This is a genomic window from Sphaerisporangium aureirubrum (genome assembly GCF_042658925.1).
In the GTDB taxonomy this organism is placed as follows: Bacteria; Actinomycetota; Actinomycetes; order Streptosporangiales; family Streptosporangiaceae; genus Sphaerisporangium; species Sphaerisporangium aureirubrum.
Window position 1 is genome coordinate 87,281 of record NZ_JBHSRF010000011.1, and the last position, 14,835, is coordinate 102,115.

Genomic DNA, 14,835 nt, shown 5'->3' on the forward strand with positions numbered 1-14,835 from the left:
TTGAGTAATGTGTCGGTAACAGAAGAGGAACCCCCATGATCGACCCGCAGCGCTCGACCCCCGAGAACCTGGTCGCCCGGGTGCGGGCCGTGCTCCCCTCGCTCACCCCGTCCGCGCGGATCATCGGGCAGATGATCCTCGACGACCCGGCCACCGTCGCCGGCAGCACCATCACCGAGCTCAGCGCAACCTCGACGGTCAGCGAGGCGACGATCGTGCGCACCGCCCGGGTGCTGGGGTTCTCCGGGTACGCCCAGCTCCGCCTGGCGCTGGCAGCCGCGGCGGCAGCGGCGGCGGCGACCCGCCAGGGCCCGGACCGTCTCGTCCCCGGCGACCTGGCCCCCGACGACCCGTTGTGCGACGTGATCGCCAAGGTCACCCGGGCCGAGGCGCAGGCGATCGAGGACACCGCCGCGCAGCTGACCCCCGAGCGGCTCGGCGAGGTGGTGGACGCCGTCACCGCCGCCCGCAGGGTCGACGTGTACGGCGTCGCGGCGTCCGGCCTGGTCGCGACCGACATGGCGCAGAAGCTGATGCGCATCGGCCTGTCGTCGCACGCGTTCACCGATGCCCACCTCGCGCTGACCAGCGCCGTCCTGCTGCGCCCCGGTGACGTGGCGGTGGGCGTGAGCCGCACCGGCGAGACGCCCGACGTGCTGGAGCCGATGCGCCGGGCCCACCGGACCGGCGCCACGACCGTGGCCATCACCAACAATCCCCGCTCGGCCCTGGCGGAGCTGTGCACCTATGTGCTGATCTCCGCGGGGCGGGAGACCGCGTTCCGGCCCGGCGCCCTGGCGAGCCGGATCAGCCAGCTGCTGCTCGTCGACTACGTGTTCGTGGGCGTCGCGCAGCGGACCTCGGAGCTGTCCAACGAGGCGCTGCGCGTCACCCGTGACGCGGTGAACGAATTCATCGCCGAGTCCCGCCCCCGGCCCCGCCGCTCGCCGTGACGGCGGCGGGTCCGGTCAGCGGGCCCGCGAGGAGCGGAGGATCTTGGAGAGCATCGTCACCGCCACGACGACGACGCCGATGATGAGGGCCCACTTGAGGACACCGGCGATGAAGCCGATGAGCGAGCCGAGGATGAAGAAACCGGCGATGACCGCCGCGACGAGGAGAAGTATGCGTCCCATGCCCATGACGGTAAGCGGCCGGAGCCCCGTGTGGGGCGTCCGGCCGCAGGGTTCAGGGACGAGTCAGGGTAGGCCCTGAGACCGCGCCGGGGGTGCCGTCCGGCGCGGTCCGGGGGTGCTACAGGACGGCGCAGCCGACGCGCAGCGGAACGCGCGGGGACCAGCGGCCGGAGATGACGTCGTACGCCTGGGCGTAGCCGTTGCTGGGCCGGCCGGCGGCGGCGCAGTCGAAGACGCCGGTCTTCTTGCCGAAGCTGCCGCCCGCGAAGCCGCTGTGCGCGGTGGCGTTCACGGTGCCCTGCCAGAGCGTGCGGCCGGTGTTGAGCCGGATGTACAGCTTGACCTGGCCGAAGTTGTAGTGGTCCCCGCTGAGCTTGATCCGGGGGATGTCGTCGGTCGAGGTGGTGGTGGAGGTGCCGTCGCCGTTGTCGGTGGGCGGGACGGTGTAGCGGTTGATCCACAGGCGGGCGGAGACCTTGCGGTCGGCGGCGCGGGTGTTGTCCGAGCGGACCTGGGTGCGGACCGCCGGGGTGACGCAGACGTCGTCGCCGCTGAAGGCCTCACGCCACACGTACCCGGTGGCGCAGGTGTGCGGGCCGAAGGCGCCGGAGACCCACTTGGCCGCCGCGGAGGCGTTCTCGGCGCGGGTCCGGTCGCGGACGCCCGGGGTGACGCAGACGTGGTCGGCGGGGCGGGCCTCGCGCCAGACGTAACCCTCCAGGCAGGTGTCGGGGCCGTAGTCCCCGCCGGCGGAGGCGGAGGCGGCGGTGGCGGGGACGGTGACGGCGAGGCCGGCGAGGGTGGCGGCGGCGAGACCGAGCAGGGTGCGCTTCATGATTGTTCTCCGTGAGGTGAGGTGCTTCCCGGCCCGGTCATCTCGCCGGGGGGCCTTGCACACTCAGTGATAGAGCCCGTCACCTGCACATCCATTGACACCCGCTTGACGCCCGCCCCTGCAAGCGGACGCAAGCCCACGCAAGAGACCTGCAAGCGCGGCCGGGGGCCGCGACGGCACGGCACGCCCGCCACCCGGCCCACCCCGCGACGGCCGTCCCCGATCCACCCGGCGACGGCTGTCCCGCATCACCCGATGACGCCCGTCCCCGCATCACCCGATGACGGCCGTCCAGGTCACAGGGGGACGGCGAACACCACGCGGCGGCCGGCGAACTCCGTGACGCTCCACAGCTGGCCGCGCTCGCTCCAGCAGGTGAGGTCCTCCGGGCCGACCGGCCACTTCTTGCTCACCGGGGCCTCGCCCGGCTTGGCGGTCAGCAGGACGCCGTTGGTGCGGGAGGTGCCGGCCTGGCTGAGGTACCAGCGGCCCTGGTGGCACAGGCCGCCCTGGATCTTGGCGGCGGGCATGGTGAACGCGTCCACCGCGGGCGCCACGCCGCCGGCGCCGGCCTCCAGCGTGCCGTCCTCGGCCAGGTCCCAGCGGGCCACCCGGCCCGCGCGCTGCGGCGCCTCCTCGGCGCTGACGTACTCCCCGCCGACCAGGCGGTGCGGGGTGGTGGTGCGGTCGACGGCGGCGAAGGAGAACCGCGCGGACGCGGCGGGGGCCGCGAGGGTCCAGGCGTCGACCTGCGGCATGATGTAGCGGTAGCCGTAGGCGTGGTACTCGCCCCCCTGCAGGCCGACCTTGTCCTCGTCCCCGCCCACCTCGTAGATGTGGCGGGTGTCGAACACCCGCAGCCCGCGCGCGGTGTCGGGCACGTAGATCAGGTCGCCGTACCAGGCGACGCCGCCCGCGTGGATGTTGATCGGGGAGTAGGTGTCGCCCTTGGGCGACACCAGCAGCACGTGCCGGTACTTGGACGTCGTGGTGTCCAGGAACGTGATCCGGATGCCCCGCTCACCGGGCGCGCCGACCGGTTTCCAGTACCAGGTGACGGCCAGCGCCCCCGCGCCGGGCAGCCCGGCCTCCGAGCTGGACGCGAGCCCCTGGGGGTACCACTCGACGGTGTCGTTGTCGCCGGCGTTGAAGCAGTACCAGTCCGCCGGCCGCGGGTTCATCGTGCCGAACGCGGCCGTGCTGCCCTTGCGGACCGCGGTGCGGTTGGCCTTGGCGAGGACTTCCTTCAGAGCCCGGGCGGGGAGGACTCCGGAGAGGGTCTGGACCGCCCGGGCGAGGTCGCGGGTGTTCCTGCGCAGGTGGAAGGGCGCCGGGTCCGTCGCGGTCATCCGAGTCGCGGTCATACATAGTTCCTTGTCGGGATCGAGTAGTTGATCGCGACAGTGTCCCTCAGGCGGTATTCGTCCGTCTACTTAACGCCATTTCCGGTACTGATACCAAAAATCAGGAAAGAAAAGGGGCCGGGTACGGCAGCCCGTACCCGGCCCGTGCCCGCGGTGGGATCACGCCACCGAGCAGGCCGCCCCGTTGAGGGAGAAGGACGAAGGCGCGGTGTTGGTGCCGCTGTAGCTGCCCTGGAAGCCGAACGAGGTGTTGGCGCCCGGGGCGATCGTGCCGTTGTAGCTCATGCTCGCGGCCGAGACGGCGCTACCGTTCTGGGTCACCGTGGCGCTCCAGGCGGAGGTGACCCGCTGGTTGCCGGGGAAGGTGAAGGTGAGCGTCCAGCCGTTCACCGCGGCCGTGCCGGTGTTGGTGACGGTCACCGTGGCGGTGAACCCGTTGTTCCACTGGTTCACCGAGTAGCCGACCCGGCACGAGCCGCCGCCGCCACCGCCGCCGGTCGTGGTCACCGAGACCGCGTTGGACGCCGAGGAGGTGTTGCCCGCCGCGTCCCTGGCCCGCACCGTGAACGAGTACGTCGTGGACGCCGACAGGCCCGTCACGTTGAACGTCGTGCCGCTCGCCGTGCCGACCACCGTGGAGCCCTGCACCACGTCGTAGCCGGTGACGCCGACGTTGTCGCTGGAGGCGTTCCACGCCAGGGTCACCCCGCTGGAGGTCACGTTGGAGGAGCGCAGGTTGGACGGCGCGGTCGGCGGGCTGGTGTCGCCACCGCCGCCGCCGGTCGTGGTCACCGAGACCGCGTTGGACGCCGAGGAGGTGTTGCCCGCCGCGTCCCTGGCCCGCACCGTGAACGAGTACGTCGTGGACGCCGACAGGCCCGTCACGTTGAACGTCGTGCCGCTCGCCGTGCCGACCATCGTGGTCCCCCGGAACACGTCGTAGCCGGTGACGCCGACGTTGTCGCTGGAGGCGTTCCACGCCAGGGTCACCCCGCTGGAGGTCACGTTGGAGGAGCGCAGGTTGGACGGCGCGGTCGGCGGGCTGGTGTCGCCGCCGCCGGTGCCGACGCTGTAGGAGAAGTTGTTCACGGCCAGGCCGGTGCCGCCGACCCAGGGCTCGAAGCCCGCCTGCACGCTGGTCATGTACCAGGAGGTCTGCCCGTAGCCGCGGCTCACCACGTCGTTCCAGAAGGTCGACACGTTGAAGTCGATGGACGTGGTCGACGTGGTGCGCACGTAGGAGATGACGTTCCACCCGGAGTTGCCGAACCACACGTCCCAGGTGGCCCCGGCGAGGTTCACCGTGCCGACCCGCGAGCCGACCGGCTGAACCTGCCCTGTGTGGTTCAGCCAGATCATCACCTCGGCGCCGGTGTTCTGCCCGTCCGTACGCGCCGTCGGGTCGAACCAGAGGTCGTAGGCGGCGTCGTACACCCCGGCGGACGACGGGTAGGTCATGCTGACGCTGGTCCTGATGGACGAGAAGCGGCTGTCGGTCACCCGCATGGGCAGGCTGCTGCCGCTGCTGCAGTTGGCGTAGTGACAGCCGGCGTAGACCGCCGGGTAGGACCCGGGAGCGCCGTTCTGCGGCTTGTTGTGGCTCGCCTCGGTGATCGTGAAGCCGGTGGTGGTGACGTTGATGCACTGCCGGGTGTCGTCACCCCAGTTGTTGTTGATGACGACATAGCGGCCGCCGTTGATGGTGGTGCCGCCGAACTTCTCGCAGACGAGCGTGTCGGCTCGGGAGGGGCCGGCGATCACCACCGACAGGAGGACCGAGCCCAGGGCCGCCACGAAGGCCAGCAGGGCTCTCAGTGCATGACGTTTCATTTCGACTCCGGGGGGACGAAGGCGGTGGGAGCGCTCCCAGTAATCGCGACAGTAGGACGCTCCCACAGTGGCCGCCCAGGGCCTCCAGGGCTCCGCGGCCGCTCATTCACCTCTGACCAGGTGATTGACCTGCGCAAATCCTGAAAGTTTCAGCTCCGCTCACCCGCCGCGGGGTCCCGGTCCAGAGCCACCGCCGCCCGGGCCACGTTGCGCGTCATGCTGCCGAAGATCAGTCCGTGCAGGGGGTACACGCCCCACCAGTAGAGGTGGCCGAGCAGCCCGCGCGGGTGGAAGATCGCCCGCTGGCCGTACACCGTGCGGTCCCCGTCGCGGCGGCAGGTCAGCTCCAGCCAGGCGAGGCCCGGCAGGCGCATCTCGGCGCGCAGCCGCACCAGGCGGCCCGGCTCGATCTCCTCCACGCGCCAGAAGTCCAGCGCGTCGCCCACCCGCAGGCGCGCGGGGTCGCGGCGTCCCCTGCGCAGGCCCACCCCGCCCGCGAAGCGGTCGAGCAGCCCGCGGGCCTCCCAGGCCATCGAGAGGGAGTACCAGCCGTGCTCGCCGCCGATGCCCTCGATGACCCGCCACAGCGCCTCGGGGGGCGCGTCCACCGGCGCCGAGCGCTCGTCGACGTACAGGCTGCCGCCCGCCCAGCCCGGGTCGGTGGGCAGCGGGTCGCTCGGCGCGCCCGGGGTGGAGGCGGACGACCAGCGGGTCACCACGTCGGCCTCCTTGATGCGGTGCAGCGCGAGCCGCACGGCCTGGGGGAAGCCGATCAGGCCGCCGGGCGGATCGGGGACGTACCGGGCGATGTCGTGCTCGTCGCAGACCGCCTCCTCGCTCAGCGACTCCACCAGCGGGCGGGCCACCCCGACGGGCACGGGGGTCACCAGGCCCACCCACAGGCTGGACAGGCGGGGGGTCAGCAGCGGCACCGGGATGATCAGGCGGGCGGGCAGCCCGGCCACCGCGGCGTAGCCCCGCATCATGTCGGCGTACGTCAGCACGTCCGGGCCGCCGATGTCGAACCCGCGGTTCACCTCGGGCGGCACGGGAAGGACGCCGACGAGGTAGCGCAGCACGTCCCTGATGGCGATCGGCTGGGTGCGGGTGGCGACCCAGCGGGGCGTCGTCATCGCGGGCAGCCGCTCGGTGAGGTGACGCAGCATCTCGAACGACACCGACCCCGACCCGATGATCATCGACGCCCGCAACGCGACCGTCGGCACCCCGGACCCGAGCAGGATCCGCTCCACCTCCGCCCGCGACCGCATGTGCGCGGACAATCCCCGCGCCTCCCCCGGCGCCCCATCCGGCCGTCCGGGCCGTCCGGGCCGGGCCGGGCGGTCCGGCGGGGTGAGGCCGCCGAGGTAGACGATGCGGCGCACCCCCGCCTCCTTCGCCGCCGCGGCGAACGTGCGGGCGGCGCGGCGGTCGCGTTCGGCGAAGTCGCGGCCCGCGGCCATGGTGTGGATCAGGTAGTACGCGACGTCGACGCCCTCCAGCGCCGCCCGGGTGGCGGCGGGCGAGGTGGCGTCCGCCTCGGCGACCTCCACCCGGTCCCGCCACGCCTGGTCGCGCAGCGGGCCCGTCGAGCGCGCCATGCAGCGCACCTGGTGGCCCGCCTTCAGCAGTTCGGGCACCAGGCGCCCGCCGATGTAGCCGGTCGCGCCGGTCACCAGGCAAAGGGCCATCTCACCACCACCCCCACCGGGAGACCTACCCGATCTCGCGGAATGATCGCGGGCCGGTTCGGGTTGGGTCTTGTCGGGCAGTCGTGAAGCGAGTTCATATCCGGGAGAGGGAAGTGATGGCATCTATGCTTTTCGGACAAGAGCACGTCGACAGGTACCAGGCGACCGACGGCCGTGAGGGTCACGAGTGGCAGGGCACCACGGTCCTGCTCCTCACGACCACCGGCCGCAAGTCCGGGCGGTCGATCACCACCCCGCTGATCTACCAGCGGCACGGCGACGACTACGTCATCGTGGCGTCCAAGGGCGGCGCGCCCGACTCGCCGCACTGGTACCACAACCTGGTGGCGGACCCCAAGGTCGAGGTGCAGGTCATGGGCGAGAAGTTCCGCGCCGACGCCCACACCGCCACCGCCGAGGAGAAGCCGGAACTCTGGAAGCTGATGGCGGCGACCTGGCCGGCGTACGACGACTACCAGACCAAGACCGATCGGCCCATCCCGGTCGTCGTCCTCTCGCCCGCCGGTTCCTGACCCGGAGGCGGTGGCCCGCCCCCCTGGGATTTGCCACAATGGCGCCGGGAGGGGCGGGCGCGAACTCCCGGCCGCCCGGGAACGGCGGGTTCCAGCGCACGGGGCGGCCAGGGAGGCACCATGGGCGGCGAGGACGGCCGCACGGCCGAGATCATGATCGCCGAGGCCCGGAAGGCGTTCTGGGTCATGGTCGGCTTCCTGGCCTTCATCTGGGTCGTCCAGATCGCCAACGCCCTGTCGGGCTACCTGCTCAGCCAGTCGTTCGGCATCGTCGCCCGTGACCCCGCGCGCCTGCCGGGCGTCGTGACGGCCCCGTTCCTGCACTGGAGCTGGGCGCACATCGAGGGCAACTCCGGGCCCCTGTTCGTGTTCGGCTTCCTGGCCGCCTACCGCGGAGTGGTCAGGTTCCTCGGCGTGACCGCGCTGATCGGGGTCACCAGCGGCCTCGGCGTCTGGTTCGTCGCCGGGCCGGGCAGCGTGACGGCGGGCGCCAGCGGCGTGGTCTTCGGGTACTTCGGCTACATCCTGGTCCGCGGCGTCTTCGACCGGCACCGCATCGACATCGTGGTCGGGCTGGTGATGGCGCTGTGCTTCGCCTACCAGTTCACCGGCCTGCTCCCCTCGGACGCGTTCAGCTGGCAGGGGCACCTGTTCGGCTTCGCCGGAGGCATCCTCGGCGGCTGGCTGTTCCGGGAGCGGCGCCCCCGGGCGGCGACCGGCCCCCGCGCGGTCGCCCGGCCCGCCGCCAAGGGCATCGGCGAGGGCGCCCGCGGGCCCGTCCCCGCCGCCGACCCGTCCCGGGCCGCCCTGCTCAAGGAGCTGGACGACCTCGGGCTCTGAGCCTCGCCTACCAGGGGACGACGCCCTCGTCGTCCATGTACGCGCCGGTGGGCCCGTCCTCGGGGAGCAGCGCCAGCCGTACCGCGATCGCGGCGCCCTGGGTGGCCGTGCGGTAGCCCGTGTGGTCGTTCATGTCGGTGGCGCAGTAGCCGGGGTCGGCGGCGTTGACCTTGATGGGGGTGTCGCGCAGCTCCTTGGCGTAGGACAGCGTGACCATGTTGAGGGCGGCCTTGGACGAGTTGTACGTGAGCAGGTTGAGGTCGTAGAAGGGGACGGACGGGTCGGAGCCCAGGGTGAGGGAGCCGAGGCCGCTGGACATGTTGACGATCCGCGCGGCCGGGGCCCGGCGCAACAGCGGCAGCATGGCGTTGGTGACCGCCACCACGCCGAACACGTTGGTCTCGTACGTGGCGCGCATCATCTCAAGCGGGGTGCCGCTCGGCAGGTGGTCGTCCTGGTGGACGATGATGCCGGCGTTGTTCACCAGGATGTCCAGCGAGCCGTACTCCTCCTCGACAAAGGCGGCCGCGGCCTTCACCGAGTCCTCCGAGGTGACGTCCAGCCGGACGGACCGCGCACCCAGCTTCTCCGCCGCCACACGGCCCCGTTCCTCGTCGCGGGCCCCGATCAGCACCGTGACGCCCCGTTCCTGCAGTTCCCGGGCGATCTCAAAGCCGATGCCCTTGTTCGCTCCGGTGATCAATGCGTTGGTCATGGGGACCACCTTCCGGCGCGGCGCGGCGGGGCGGGAGAGACCTCCCGGGCCTGGTACCGGCGGTCCCTCCTCGCGCCGGGTGGGATCGGTGGTACCACCCACGCGGGCCGGTCAGGGGTCATGCTGGGGTACATGAACCGCAACGACCTCGCCGAGTTCCTGCGCGACCGCCGGTCCAAGGTGCTGCCGCACGACGTCGGGCTGCCCGGCGGCGGCCCGCGGCGCACCCCGGGGCTGCGGCGGCAGGAGGTCGCCCAGCTGGCGGGGATGTCGGTCGACTACTACATCCGGCTCGAACAGGCCAGGGGGCCGCATCCGTCGCGGCAGGTGCTGCAGGCCCTGTCCCGGGCGCTCATGCTCACCGGCGACGAGCGCGCGCACCTGTTCAACCTGGCCTGCGAGGCGCCGGTGCAGCCCTCGGCGGGCCCGCGCCAGGACGTGCCGCCCGGCATCCTGCGGCTGCTCTCCCAGATGGAGGAGGTGCCGGCGTACGTCGTGGACGCTCGGTACGAGATCCTCGCGTGGAACACGATGGCGTCGGCCCTGATGTGCGGGCTGGAGTCGGTGCCGGTCGGCCACCGCAACGTGGTGCGGTGGGTGTTCACCCACCCCGGCCTGCCCGAGCACATGAGCAGCGAGCTGAGCAGCCGTTTCGCCCGGCTGTGCGTCGCCGACCTGCGGGCCGCCGCCGCCCGGTACCCGGGCGACCGGGGGATCAAGGACCTGGTGGCCGAGATGCTGGCGCTGAGCCCCGACTTCGCGCGGCTGTGGGCCGCGCACGAGGTGGCGGTGCGGCGCGACCAGCCCAAACGGCTGGAGCACCCCGTGGTCGGGCCGGTGGACGTGGTGTGCCAGGTCCTGGACGTCCCCGACCGGGACCAGCGGCTCGTGGTGTACACCGTGGAGCCCGGTTCGCCGTCCATGGCGGCGCTGCGGCGCCTGCGGGAGACGGCCGCGGCGGGGTCCGCCCCCGTGTACGTTCCCGGGCCCGCCTGACGGCCCGTCGTCCACAGGGTGGCTGGACCATGGCGCGGACTTCGGCAGTATGGACGGTGTGAGCCTCCTCCAGCACCTTCCGCAGAGCCCCGACCCCGACGCGCTGTTCGAGGCGTTCTCCGACTGGAACACCGGGCGCGGCCTCACGCTGTACCCGGCGCAGGAGGAGGCGCTGATCGAGGTCGTCTCGGGGAACAACGTGATCCTCGCCACGCCCACCGGGTCGGGCAAGAGCCTGGTCGCGGCGGGTGCCCACTTCGCGGCGCTGGCCGAGGGCAGGCGCACGTTCTACACCGCGCCGATCAAGGCCCTGGTGTCGGAGAAGTTCTTCGACCTGTGCGCGATGTTCGGCACCGAGAACGTCGGCATGATGACCGGCGACGCGGCGGTCAACCCGACCGCGCCGATCATCTGCTGCACCGCCGAGATCCTCGCGTACATCGCGCTGCGCGACGGCTCCAGGGCGGACGTCGGCCAGGTCGTGATGGACGAGTTCCACTTCTACGCCGAGCCCGACCGCGGGTGGGCCTGGCAGGTGCCGCTGCTGGAGCTGCCGCAGGCGCAGTTCATCCTGATGTCGGCCACGCTGGGCGACGTGACGCGGTTCGAGGCCGACCTGAAGCGGCGCACCGGCCGTGAGACGGCGGTGGTCCGCTCGGCGACCCGCCCGGTGCCGCTGTACTACAGCTACCGGCTCACCCCGCTGCACGAGACGCTGGAAGAGCTGTTGTCCACCCAGTCCGCCCCGGTGTACGTCGTGCACTTCACGCAGGCGGCGGCCATGGAGCGGGCGCAGGCGCTGATGAGCGTCAACATGTCCACCAAGGCCGAGAAGGAGGCCATCGCCGCGCTGATCGGCCACTTCCGGTTCACCACCAAGTTCGGCCGGGCGCTGTCGCGGCTGGTGCGGCACGGCATCGGCGTGCACCACGCGGGCATGCTGCCCAAGTACCGGCGGCTGGTCGAGCGCCTCGCCCAGGCCGGGCTGCTCAAGGTCATCTGCGGCACCGACACGCTCGGCGTCGGGGTGAACGTGCCGATCCGCACGGTGCTGTTCACCGCGCTCAGCAAGTACGACGGCAACCGCGTGCGGCTGCTGCGGGCCCGCGAGTTCCACCAGATCGCCGGGCGCGCCGGGCGGGCCGGCTTCGACACCCTCGGATACGTCGTGTGCCAGGCGCCCGACCACGTCGTCGAGAACGAGAAGGCCCTGGCCAAGGCGGGAGACGATCCGAAGAAGCGGCGGCGGGTGGTGCGCAAGAAGGCGCCCGAGGGGTTCGTCATCTGGAGCGAGGAGACCTTCGAGCGGCTGCAGAAGGCCGAGCCCGAGCCGCTGACGTCGCGGTTCAAGGTCAGCAACGCCATGCTGCTCGCGGTGATCAACCGGCCCGGGGACTGCTACGCGGCGATGAAGCAGTTGCTCACCGACAACCACGAGGACCGCAGGGCCCAGCGCCGCCACATCAGCCACGCCATCGCGATCTACCGCTCCCTGCTGGCCGGCGGGGTCGTCGAGACGCTGCGCGAGCCGGACGACCAGGGCAGGCGGGCCCGCCTCACCGTCGACCTCCAGGAGGACTTCGCCCTCAACCAGGCGCTGTCGACGTTCGCCCTGGCCGCCTTCGAGCTGCTGGACGCCGAGTCGCCGTCCTATCCGCTGGACATCGTGTCCATCGTCGAGTGCACCCTGGACGACCCGCGCCAGATCCTGCACTCCCAGCTCAACAAGGCCCGCGGCGAGGCCGTGGCCCAGATGAAGGCCGACGGCGTCGAGTACGAGGAGCGGATGGAGCTGCTCACCGACGTCACCTACCCCATGCCCCTGCAGGACCTGCTCTTCGGCGCCTACGAGACCTACCGCCGGGGCCACCCCTGGGTGGGCGACCACGCGGTGAGCCCCAAGTCGGTCGTCCGCGACATGTACGAACGCGCGATGACCTTCGGCGAGTACGTGGCGCACTACGAGCTGGCCAGGTCCGAGGGCACCGTCCTGCGCTACCTGGCCGACGCCTACCGCACCCTCAGCCGCACCGTCCCCGACCACCTGAAGACCGAGGACCTCCAGGACCTGATCGAGTGGCTGGGCGAGCTGGTCCGCCAGGTCGACTCCAGCCTCCTCGACGAGTGGGAGAAGCTCCAGAACCCCACCGACGATCCGGAGCGCCCCACCCTGGAGGAGTCCACCCGGCCCGTCACCGCCAACCGCCGCGCCTTCCGCGTCCTGGTCCGCAACGCCATGTTCCGCCTGGTCGAGTTGTCCGCCCTGGAGCGCTACGACGATCTCCACGACCTGGCCGACATCGACTGGGAAGAGTCCCTGGCCGCCTACTACGAGGACCACGACGAGATCGGCACCGGCCCGGACGCCCGCGGCCCCGGTCTCCTGCTGATCGAGGAGGAAAAGGAACTCTGGCGCGTCCGCCAGATCCTCGACGACCCCGCCGACGACCACGACTGGGGCATCACCGCCCAGGTGGACCTCGCCGCCTCCGACGAGGAAGGCCACGCCGTCCTCCACGTGACCGCCCTGGACCGCCTCTGACCTCACCCGGGCGAGACACGGGCGGGCCGGCCGCCTGAGATGTCCGGTGCCGGTGGGAGCCGGCCGCTGCCTCGCCGTTTGGAGGTCAGCCGCCGGAGATGTCCAGTTCGGCGTCCACGGGCACCGCACGGTCGGCGGGGTCGTCGAGCCAGCCGTCCGGCAGGTGGACGCGGGTGCGGCCGGCGGAGGTGCCGCGGGGGGCGTCGGCGGCGAGGCCCGGCCAGGGCTGGCCGGCGGGGAGACGGGACAGGTGGTCGCCGAGTTCGGCCAGGGTGCTGACCGTGGCCAGGTCGCGGCGCAGGCCGGCGCCGACCGTGAAGCCCTTGAGGTACCAGCCGACGTGTTTGCGGAAGTCCAGGAGGCCCTGGGCCTCCCGGCCGAAGTACTCGACCAGCAGGCCGGCGTGGCGGCGCATCATCGTGGCCACCTCGCCCAGGGTGGGCACGGCGGAGCCGGGGGCGCCGCTGAACACGCCGTCCAGGTCGCGGAACAACCATGGGCGGCCGAGGCAGCCCCGGCCGATCACCACGCCGTCGCACCCGGTGTGCGTCATCATCCGCACCGCGTCGCCGGCCGTCCAGATGTCCCCGTTGCCGAGGACCGGGATCTCCGGCACCGCCTCCTTGAGCCGCGCGATCGCGTCCCAGTCGGCGGACCCGCCGTAGTTCTGCGCGGCGGTGCGCCCGTGCAGCGTGATCGCGCTCAGTCCCTCCTCGACCGCGATCCGCCCGGCGGCCAGGTACGTCAGGTGATCGTCGTCGATCCCCTTGCGCATCTTCATGGTGACCGGCAACGTGCCCGCGTTGGTCACGGCCGCCCGCAGCACGGATCGCAGCAGTTCCCGCTTGTACGGCAGCGCGGCCCCGCCGCCGCGCCGCGTCACCTTCGGCACCGGGCACCCGAAGTTCAGGTCGACGTGATCGGCGAGCCCGTCCTCGGCGACGATCCGCACCGCGTTCCCGACGGTCTCCGGGTCGACCCCGTACAGCTGGAGGCTTCGCGGCGTCTCCGCCTCCCCGAAGCGGATCATCGCCATGGTCTTGGGATTCCGCTCGACCAGCGCCCGGCTGGTGATCATCTCGGAGACGAACAGCCCGCCGCCCTGCTCCCGGCACAATGTACGGAACGGCGTGTTGGTCACTCCGGCCATCGGTGCGAGTACCACCGGAGGCCACACTTCGAACGTGCCTATCTTCACTCGGTAATTTCTACCCGAACCCGAACCTGACTTCTCTCCTGGCCCAAACCCCGCTGACCCCATCCACGCGGACTCCACCCCCGGCTCCCCCCGGTGCTACCGAACCCTCTCGGCCCCCCTCGCCTCTCTACGACTCTCCCAGCTTTTCCCGGCCTCCCGAAACCGATTCATACGACCAGGCTTTGCCGCAAAGTGACCGCACAATGTTGCGGGACCCGCCGCCGGCCCGCCGGACACGAATGGCTACCCTGGGATCACGAGCCGCCGAAGACGGCAAGATCCAGACATCCGGAGGCCGGTGGATGCTCCTGCGCCTGCGAATCACCCTCCCCGACCGGCCGGGCTCGCTCGGCCAGGTCACACGCGTGCTCGGCATCGCGGGCGCCGACATCATCCAGCTCACCGTGCTCGAACGCGGCGAGGGCCGCGCCGTCGACGACCTCACCGTCCACTGGCCCGACTCCGCCACCCGCCAGACCCTGGTGGACGCCCTGCAAGGCGTCCCCGGCATCAACGTCGAGGGCGTCTGGGCCACCCGGGAGGCCCCCGGCACCTACCCCGAGCTGGAAGTCCTGAAGTACATCACCACGGCGGGCGACCGCGCGCTGGCCACCCTGATCGACTCGCTGCCGGTCCTGTTCAGCGCCGACTGGGCCGCCGCCGCCACCGAGAAGCCCCCGCGCACCCTCGTCCACAGCAGCTGGCGCGCCCCCGAGAACGTCACGTTCCCCGCCGTCACCCCGCCCCGCCCGCAGGCCACCACCATGGACGACGGCCTCCACGTCATCGCCGCCCCGCTCCCCCCGCTGGCCCTGACCTTCCTGCTGGCCCGCACCGACGGGCCTCCCTTCCACCGCATCGAGGTCCACCGGCTGACCCGCATCCTGGAGATCTTCCTCACCCTCCCCGCCCTGGAGCGCAGCCTCTCCCGCCCCTTCCGCGGCTCGAAAACCGGCTGACCACGCCGATCACGCTCCGTTCTCCCGCCGGTTAGGCACAGCCACGAAAAACCCGATAGAGTTCCATCTCGTTCGCCGGGACCACCCAAGGTCGCGCGCGAAAGTCATGCGGACGTGGCTCAGCTGGTAGAGCATCACCTTGCCAAGGTGAGGGTCGCGGGTTCGAATCCCGTCGTCCGCTCGGAGAGGTCCGAAG

General features: G+C 71.6%; 13 protein-coding genes and 1 tRNA gene. 7 read left to right on the forward strand and 7 right to left on the reverse strand.

Annotation, left to right across the window (positions count from 1 at the left end):
• The first annotated feature begins 35 nt into the window (after positions 1 to 35).
• Positions 36 to 953 carry a MurR/RpiR family transcriptional regulator gene (locus tag ACFP1K_RS11170; RefSeq protein ID WP_380750210.1) on the forward strand — a complete coding sequence of 306 codons (918 nt, stop codon included), beginning with the start codon at positions 36 to 38 and terminating at the stop codon, positions 951 to 953.
• Between the two features lie 15 nt (positions 954 to 968).
• Here ACFP1K_RS11170 and ACFP1K_RS11175 read toward each other — a convergent pair whose 3' ends face one another.
• The 5 genes from ACFP1K_RS11175 to ACFP1K_RS11195 form a co-directional block, all read right to left on the reverse strand.
• Positions 969 to 1,136: a hypothetical protein gene (locus ACFP1K_RS11175; protein WP_380750213.1), complete on the reverse strand. Its 168-nt coding sequence runs from the start codon at positions 1,134 to 1,136 to the stop codon at positions 969 to 971.
• Between the two features lie 118 nt (positions 1,137 to 1,254).
• Positions 1,255 to 1,971 (reverse strand): hypothetical protein, encoded by a 717-nt coding sequence (locus tag ACFP1K_RS11180; RefSeq protein WP_380750216.1) that lies wholly within the window; start codon positions 1,969 to 1,971, stop codon positions 1,255 to 1,257.
• Positions 1,972 to 2,267: 296 nt separating this feature from the next.
• The gene (locus ACFP1K_RS11185; protein ID WP_380750219.1) at positions 2,268 to 3,335 is read right to left on the reverse strand and encodes a hypothetical protein; all 1,068 of its coding nucleotides are present in this window, start codon (positions 3,333 to 3,335) and stop codon (positions 2,268 to 2,270) included.
• A 159-nt stretch (positions 3,336 to 3,494) separates the two neighbouring features.
• The gene (locus ACFP1K_RS11190; RefSeq protein WP_380750222.1) at positions 3,495 to 5,165 is read right to left on the reverse strand and encodes a GH12 family glycosyl hydrolase domain-containing protein; all 1,671 of its coding nucleotides are present in this window, start codon (positions 5,163 to 5,165) and stop codon (positions 3,495 to 3,497) included.
• A gap of 149 nt (positions 5,166 to 5,314) precedes the next feature.
• Positions 5,315 to 6,856: an SDR family oxidoreductase gene (locus tag ACFP1K_RS11195; protein WP_380750225.1), complete on the reverse strand. Its 1,542-nt coding sequence runs from the start codon at positions 6,854 to 6,856 to the stop codon at positions 5,315 to 5,317.
• Positions 6,857 to 6,981: 125 nt separating this feature from the next.
• On the opposite strand from ACFP1K_RS11195, the gene ACFP1K_RS11200 reads away from it, so the two are divergent.
• Together ACFP1K_RS11200 and ACFP1K_RS11205 are read left to right on the forward strand one after the other, a co-directional pair.
• A complete protein-coding gene (locus tag ACFP1K_RS11200) occupies positions 6,982 to 7,389 on the forward strand; it encodes a nitroreductase family deazaflavin-dependent oxidoreductase (RefSeq protein WP_380750228.1) in 408 nt (135 codons plus the stop codon).
• Positions 7,390 to 7,509: 120 nt separating this feature from the next.
• Entirely contained in the window at positions 7,510 to 8,229 is a 720-nt protein-coding gene (locus tag ACFP1K_RS11205; RefSeq protein WP_380750231.1) for a rhomboid family intramembrane serine protease, read from the forward strand.
• Between the two features lie 7 nt (positions 8,230 to 8,236).
• Here the strand turns inward: ACFP1K_RS11205 and ACFP1K_RS11210 are convergent, their stop codons facing one another.
• Complete coding sequence (locus ACFP1K_RS11210) at positions 8,237 to 8,944, reverse strand: SDR family oxidoreductase (RefSeq protein ID WP_380750234.1); 708 nt, start codon at positions 8,942 to 8,944, stop codon at positions 8,237 to 8,239.
• A 132-nt stretch (positions 8,945 to 9,076) separates the two neighbouring features.
• Between ACFP1K_RS11210 and ACFP1K_RS11215 the strand changes: the two genes are divergently transcribed.
• Both ACFP1K_RS11215 and ACFP1K_RS11220 read left to right on the forward strand, forming a co-directional pair.
• Complete coding sequence (locus ACFP1K_RS11215; protein ID WP_380750237.1) at positions 9,077 to 9,940, forward strand: helix-turn-helix transcriptional regulator; 864 nt, start codon at positions 9,077 to 9,079, stop codon at positions 9,938 to 9,940.
• Positions 9,941 to 9,989: 49 nt separating this feature from the next.
• Positions 9,990 to 12,482, forward strand: coding sequence for a DEAD/DEAH box helicase (locus ACFP1K_RS11220; protein WP_380750240.1), 2,493 nt, complete (start codon positions 9,990 to 9,992; stop codon positions 12,480 to 12,482).
• 85 nt (positions 12,483 to 12,567) lie between these two features.
• On the opposite strand, the gene dusB is transcribed toward ACFP1K_RS11220, so the two are convergent.
• Complete coding sequence (gene dusB, locus ACFP1K_RS11225) at positions 12,568 to 13,680, reverse strand: tRNA dihydrouridine synthase DusB (RefSeq protein WP_380750243.1); 1,113 nt, start codon at positions 13,678 to 13,680, stop codon at positions 12,568 to 12,570.
• 302 nt (positions 13,681 to 13,982) lie between these two features.
• Between dusB and ACFP1K_RS11230 the strand changes: the two genes are divergently transcribed.
• Positions 13,983 to 14,639, forward strand: coding sequence for an ACT domain-containing protein (locus ACFP1K_RS11230; protein ID WP_380750246.1), 657 nt, complete (start codon positions 13,983 to 13,985; stop codon positions 14,637 to 14,639).
• 108 nt (positions 14,640 to 14,747) lie between these two features.
• Positions 14,748 to 14,820 (forward strand) — tRNA-Gly (locus tag ACFP1K_RS11235).
• Positions 14,821 to 14,835 lie beyond the last annotated feature (15 nt).

Coding starts and splice junctions, on each gene's coding strand:
- ACFP1K_RS11170 (WP_380750210.1), top strand. CDS start 36: ATGATCGACCCGCAGCGCTCGACCCCCGAGAACCTGGTCGCCCGGGTG.
- ACFP1K_RS11175 (WP_380750213.1), bottom strand. CDS start 1,136: ATGGGACGCATACTTCTCCTCGTCGCGGCGGTCATCGCCGGTTTCTTC.
- ACFP1K_RS11180 (WP_380750216.1), bottom strand. CDS start 1,971: ATGAAGCGCACCCTGCTCGGTCTCGCCGCCGCCACCCTCGCCGGCCTC.
- ACFP1K_RS11185 (WP_380750219.1), bottom strand. CDS start 3,335: ATGACCGCGACTCGGATGACCGCGACGGACCCGGCGCCCTTCCACCTG.
- ACFP1K_RS11190 (WP_380750222.1), bottom strand. CDS start 5,165: ATGAAACGTCATGCACTGAGAGCCCTGCTGGCCTTCGTGGCGGCCCTG.
- ACFP1K_RS11195 (WP_380750225.1), bottom strand. CDS start 6,856: ATGGCCCTTTGCCTGGTGACCGGCGCGACCGGCTACATCGGCGGGCGC.
- ACFP1K_RS11200 (WP_380750228.1), top strand. CDS start 6,982: ATGCTTTTCGGACAAGAGCACGTCGACAGGTACCAGGCGACCGACGGC.
- ACFP1K_RS11205 (WP_380750231.1), top strand. CDS start 7,510: ATGGGCGGCGAGGACGGCCGCACGGCCGAGATCATGATCGCCGAGGCC.
- ACFP1K_RS11210 (WP_380750234.1), bottom strand. CDS start 8,944: ATGACCAACGCATTGATCACCGGAGCGAACAAGGGCATCGGCTTTGAG.
- ACFP1K_RS11215 (WP_380750237.1), top strand. CDS start 9,077: ATGAACCGCAACGACCTCGCCGAGTTCCTGCGCGACCGCCGGTCCAAG.
- ACFP1K_RS11220 (WP_380750240.1), top strand. CDS start 9,990: ATGGACGGTGTGAGCCTCCTCCAGCACCTTCCGCAGAGCCCCGACCCC.
- ACFP1K_RS11230 (WP_380750246.1), top strand. CDS start 13,983: ATGCTCCTGCGCCTGCGAATCACCCTCCCCGACCGGCCGGGCTCGCTC.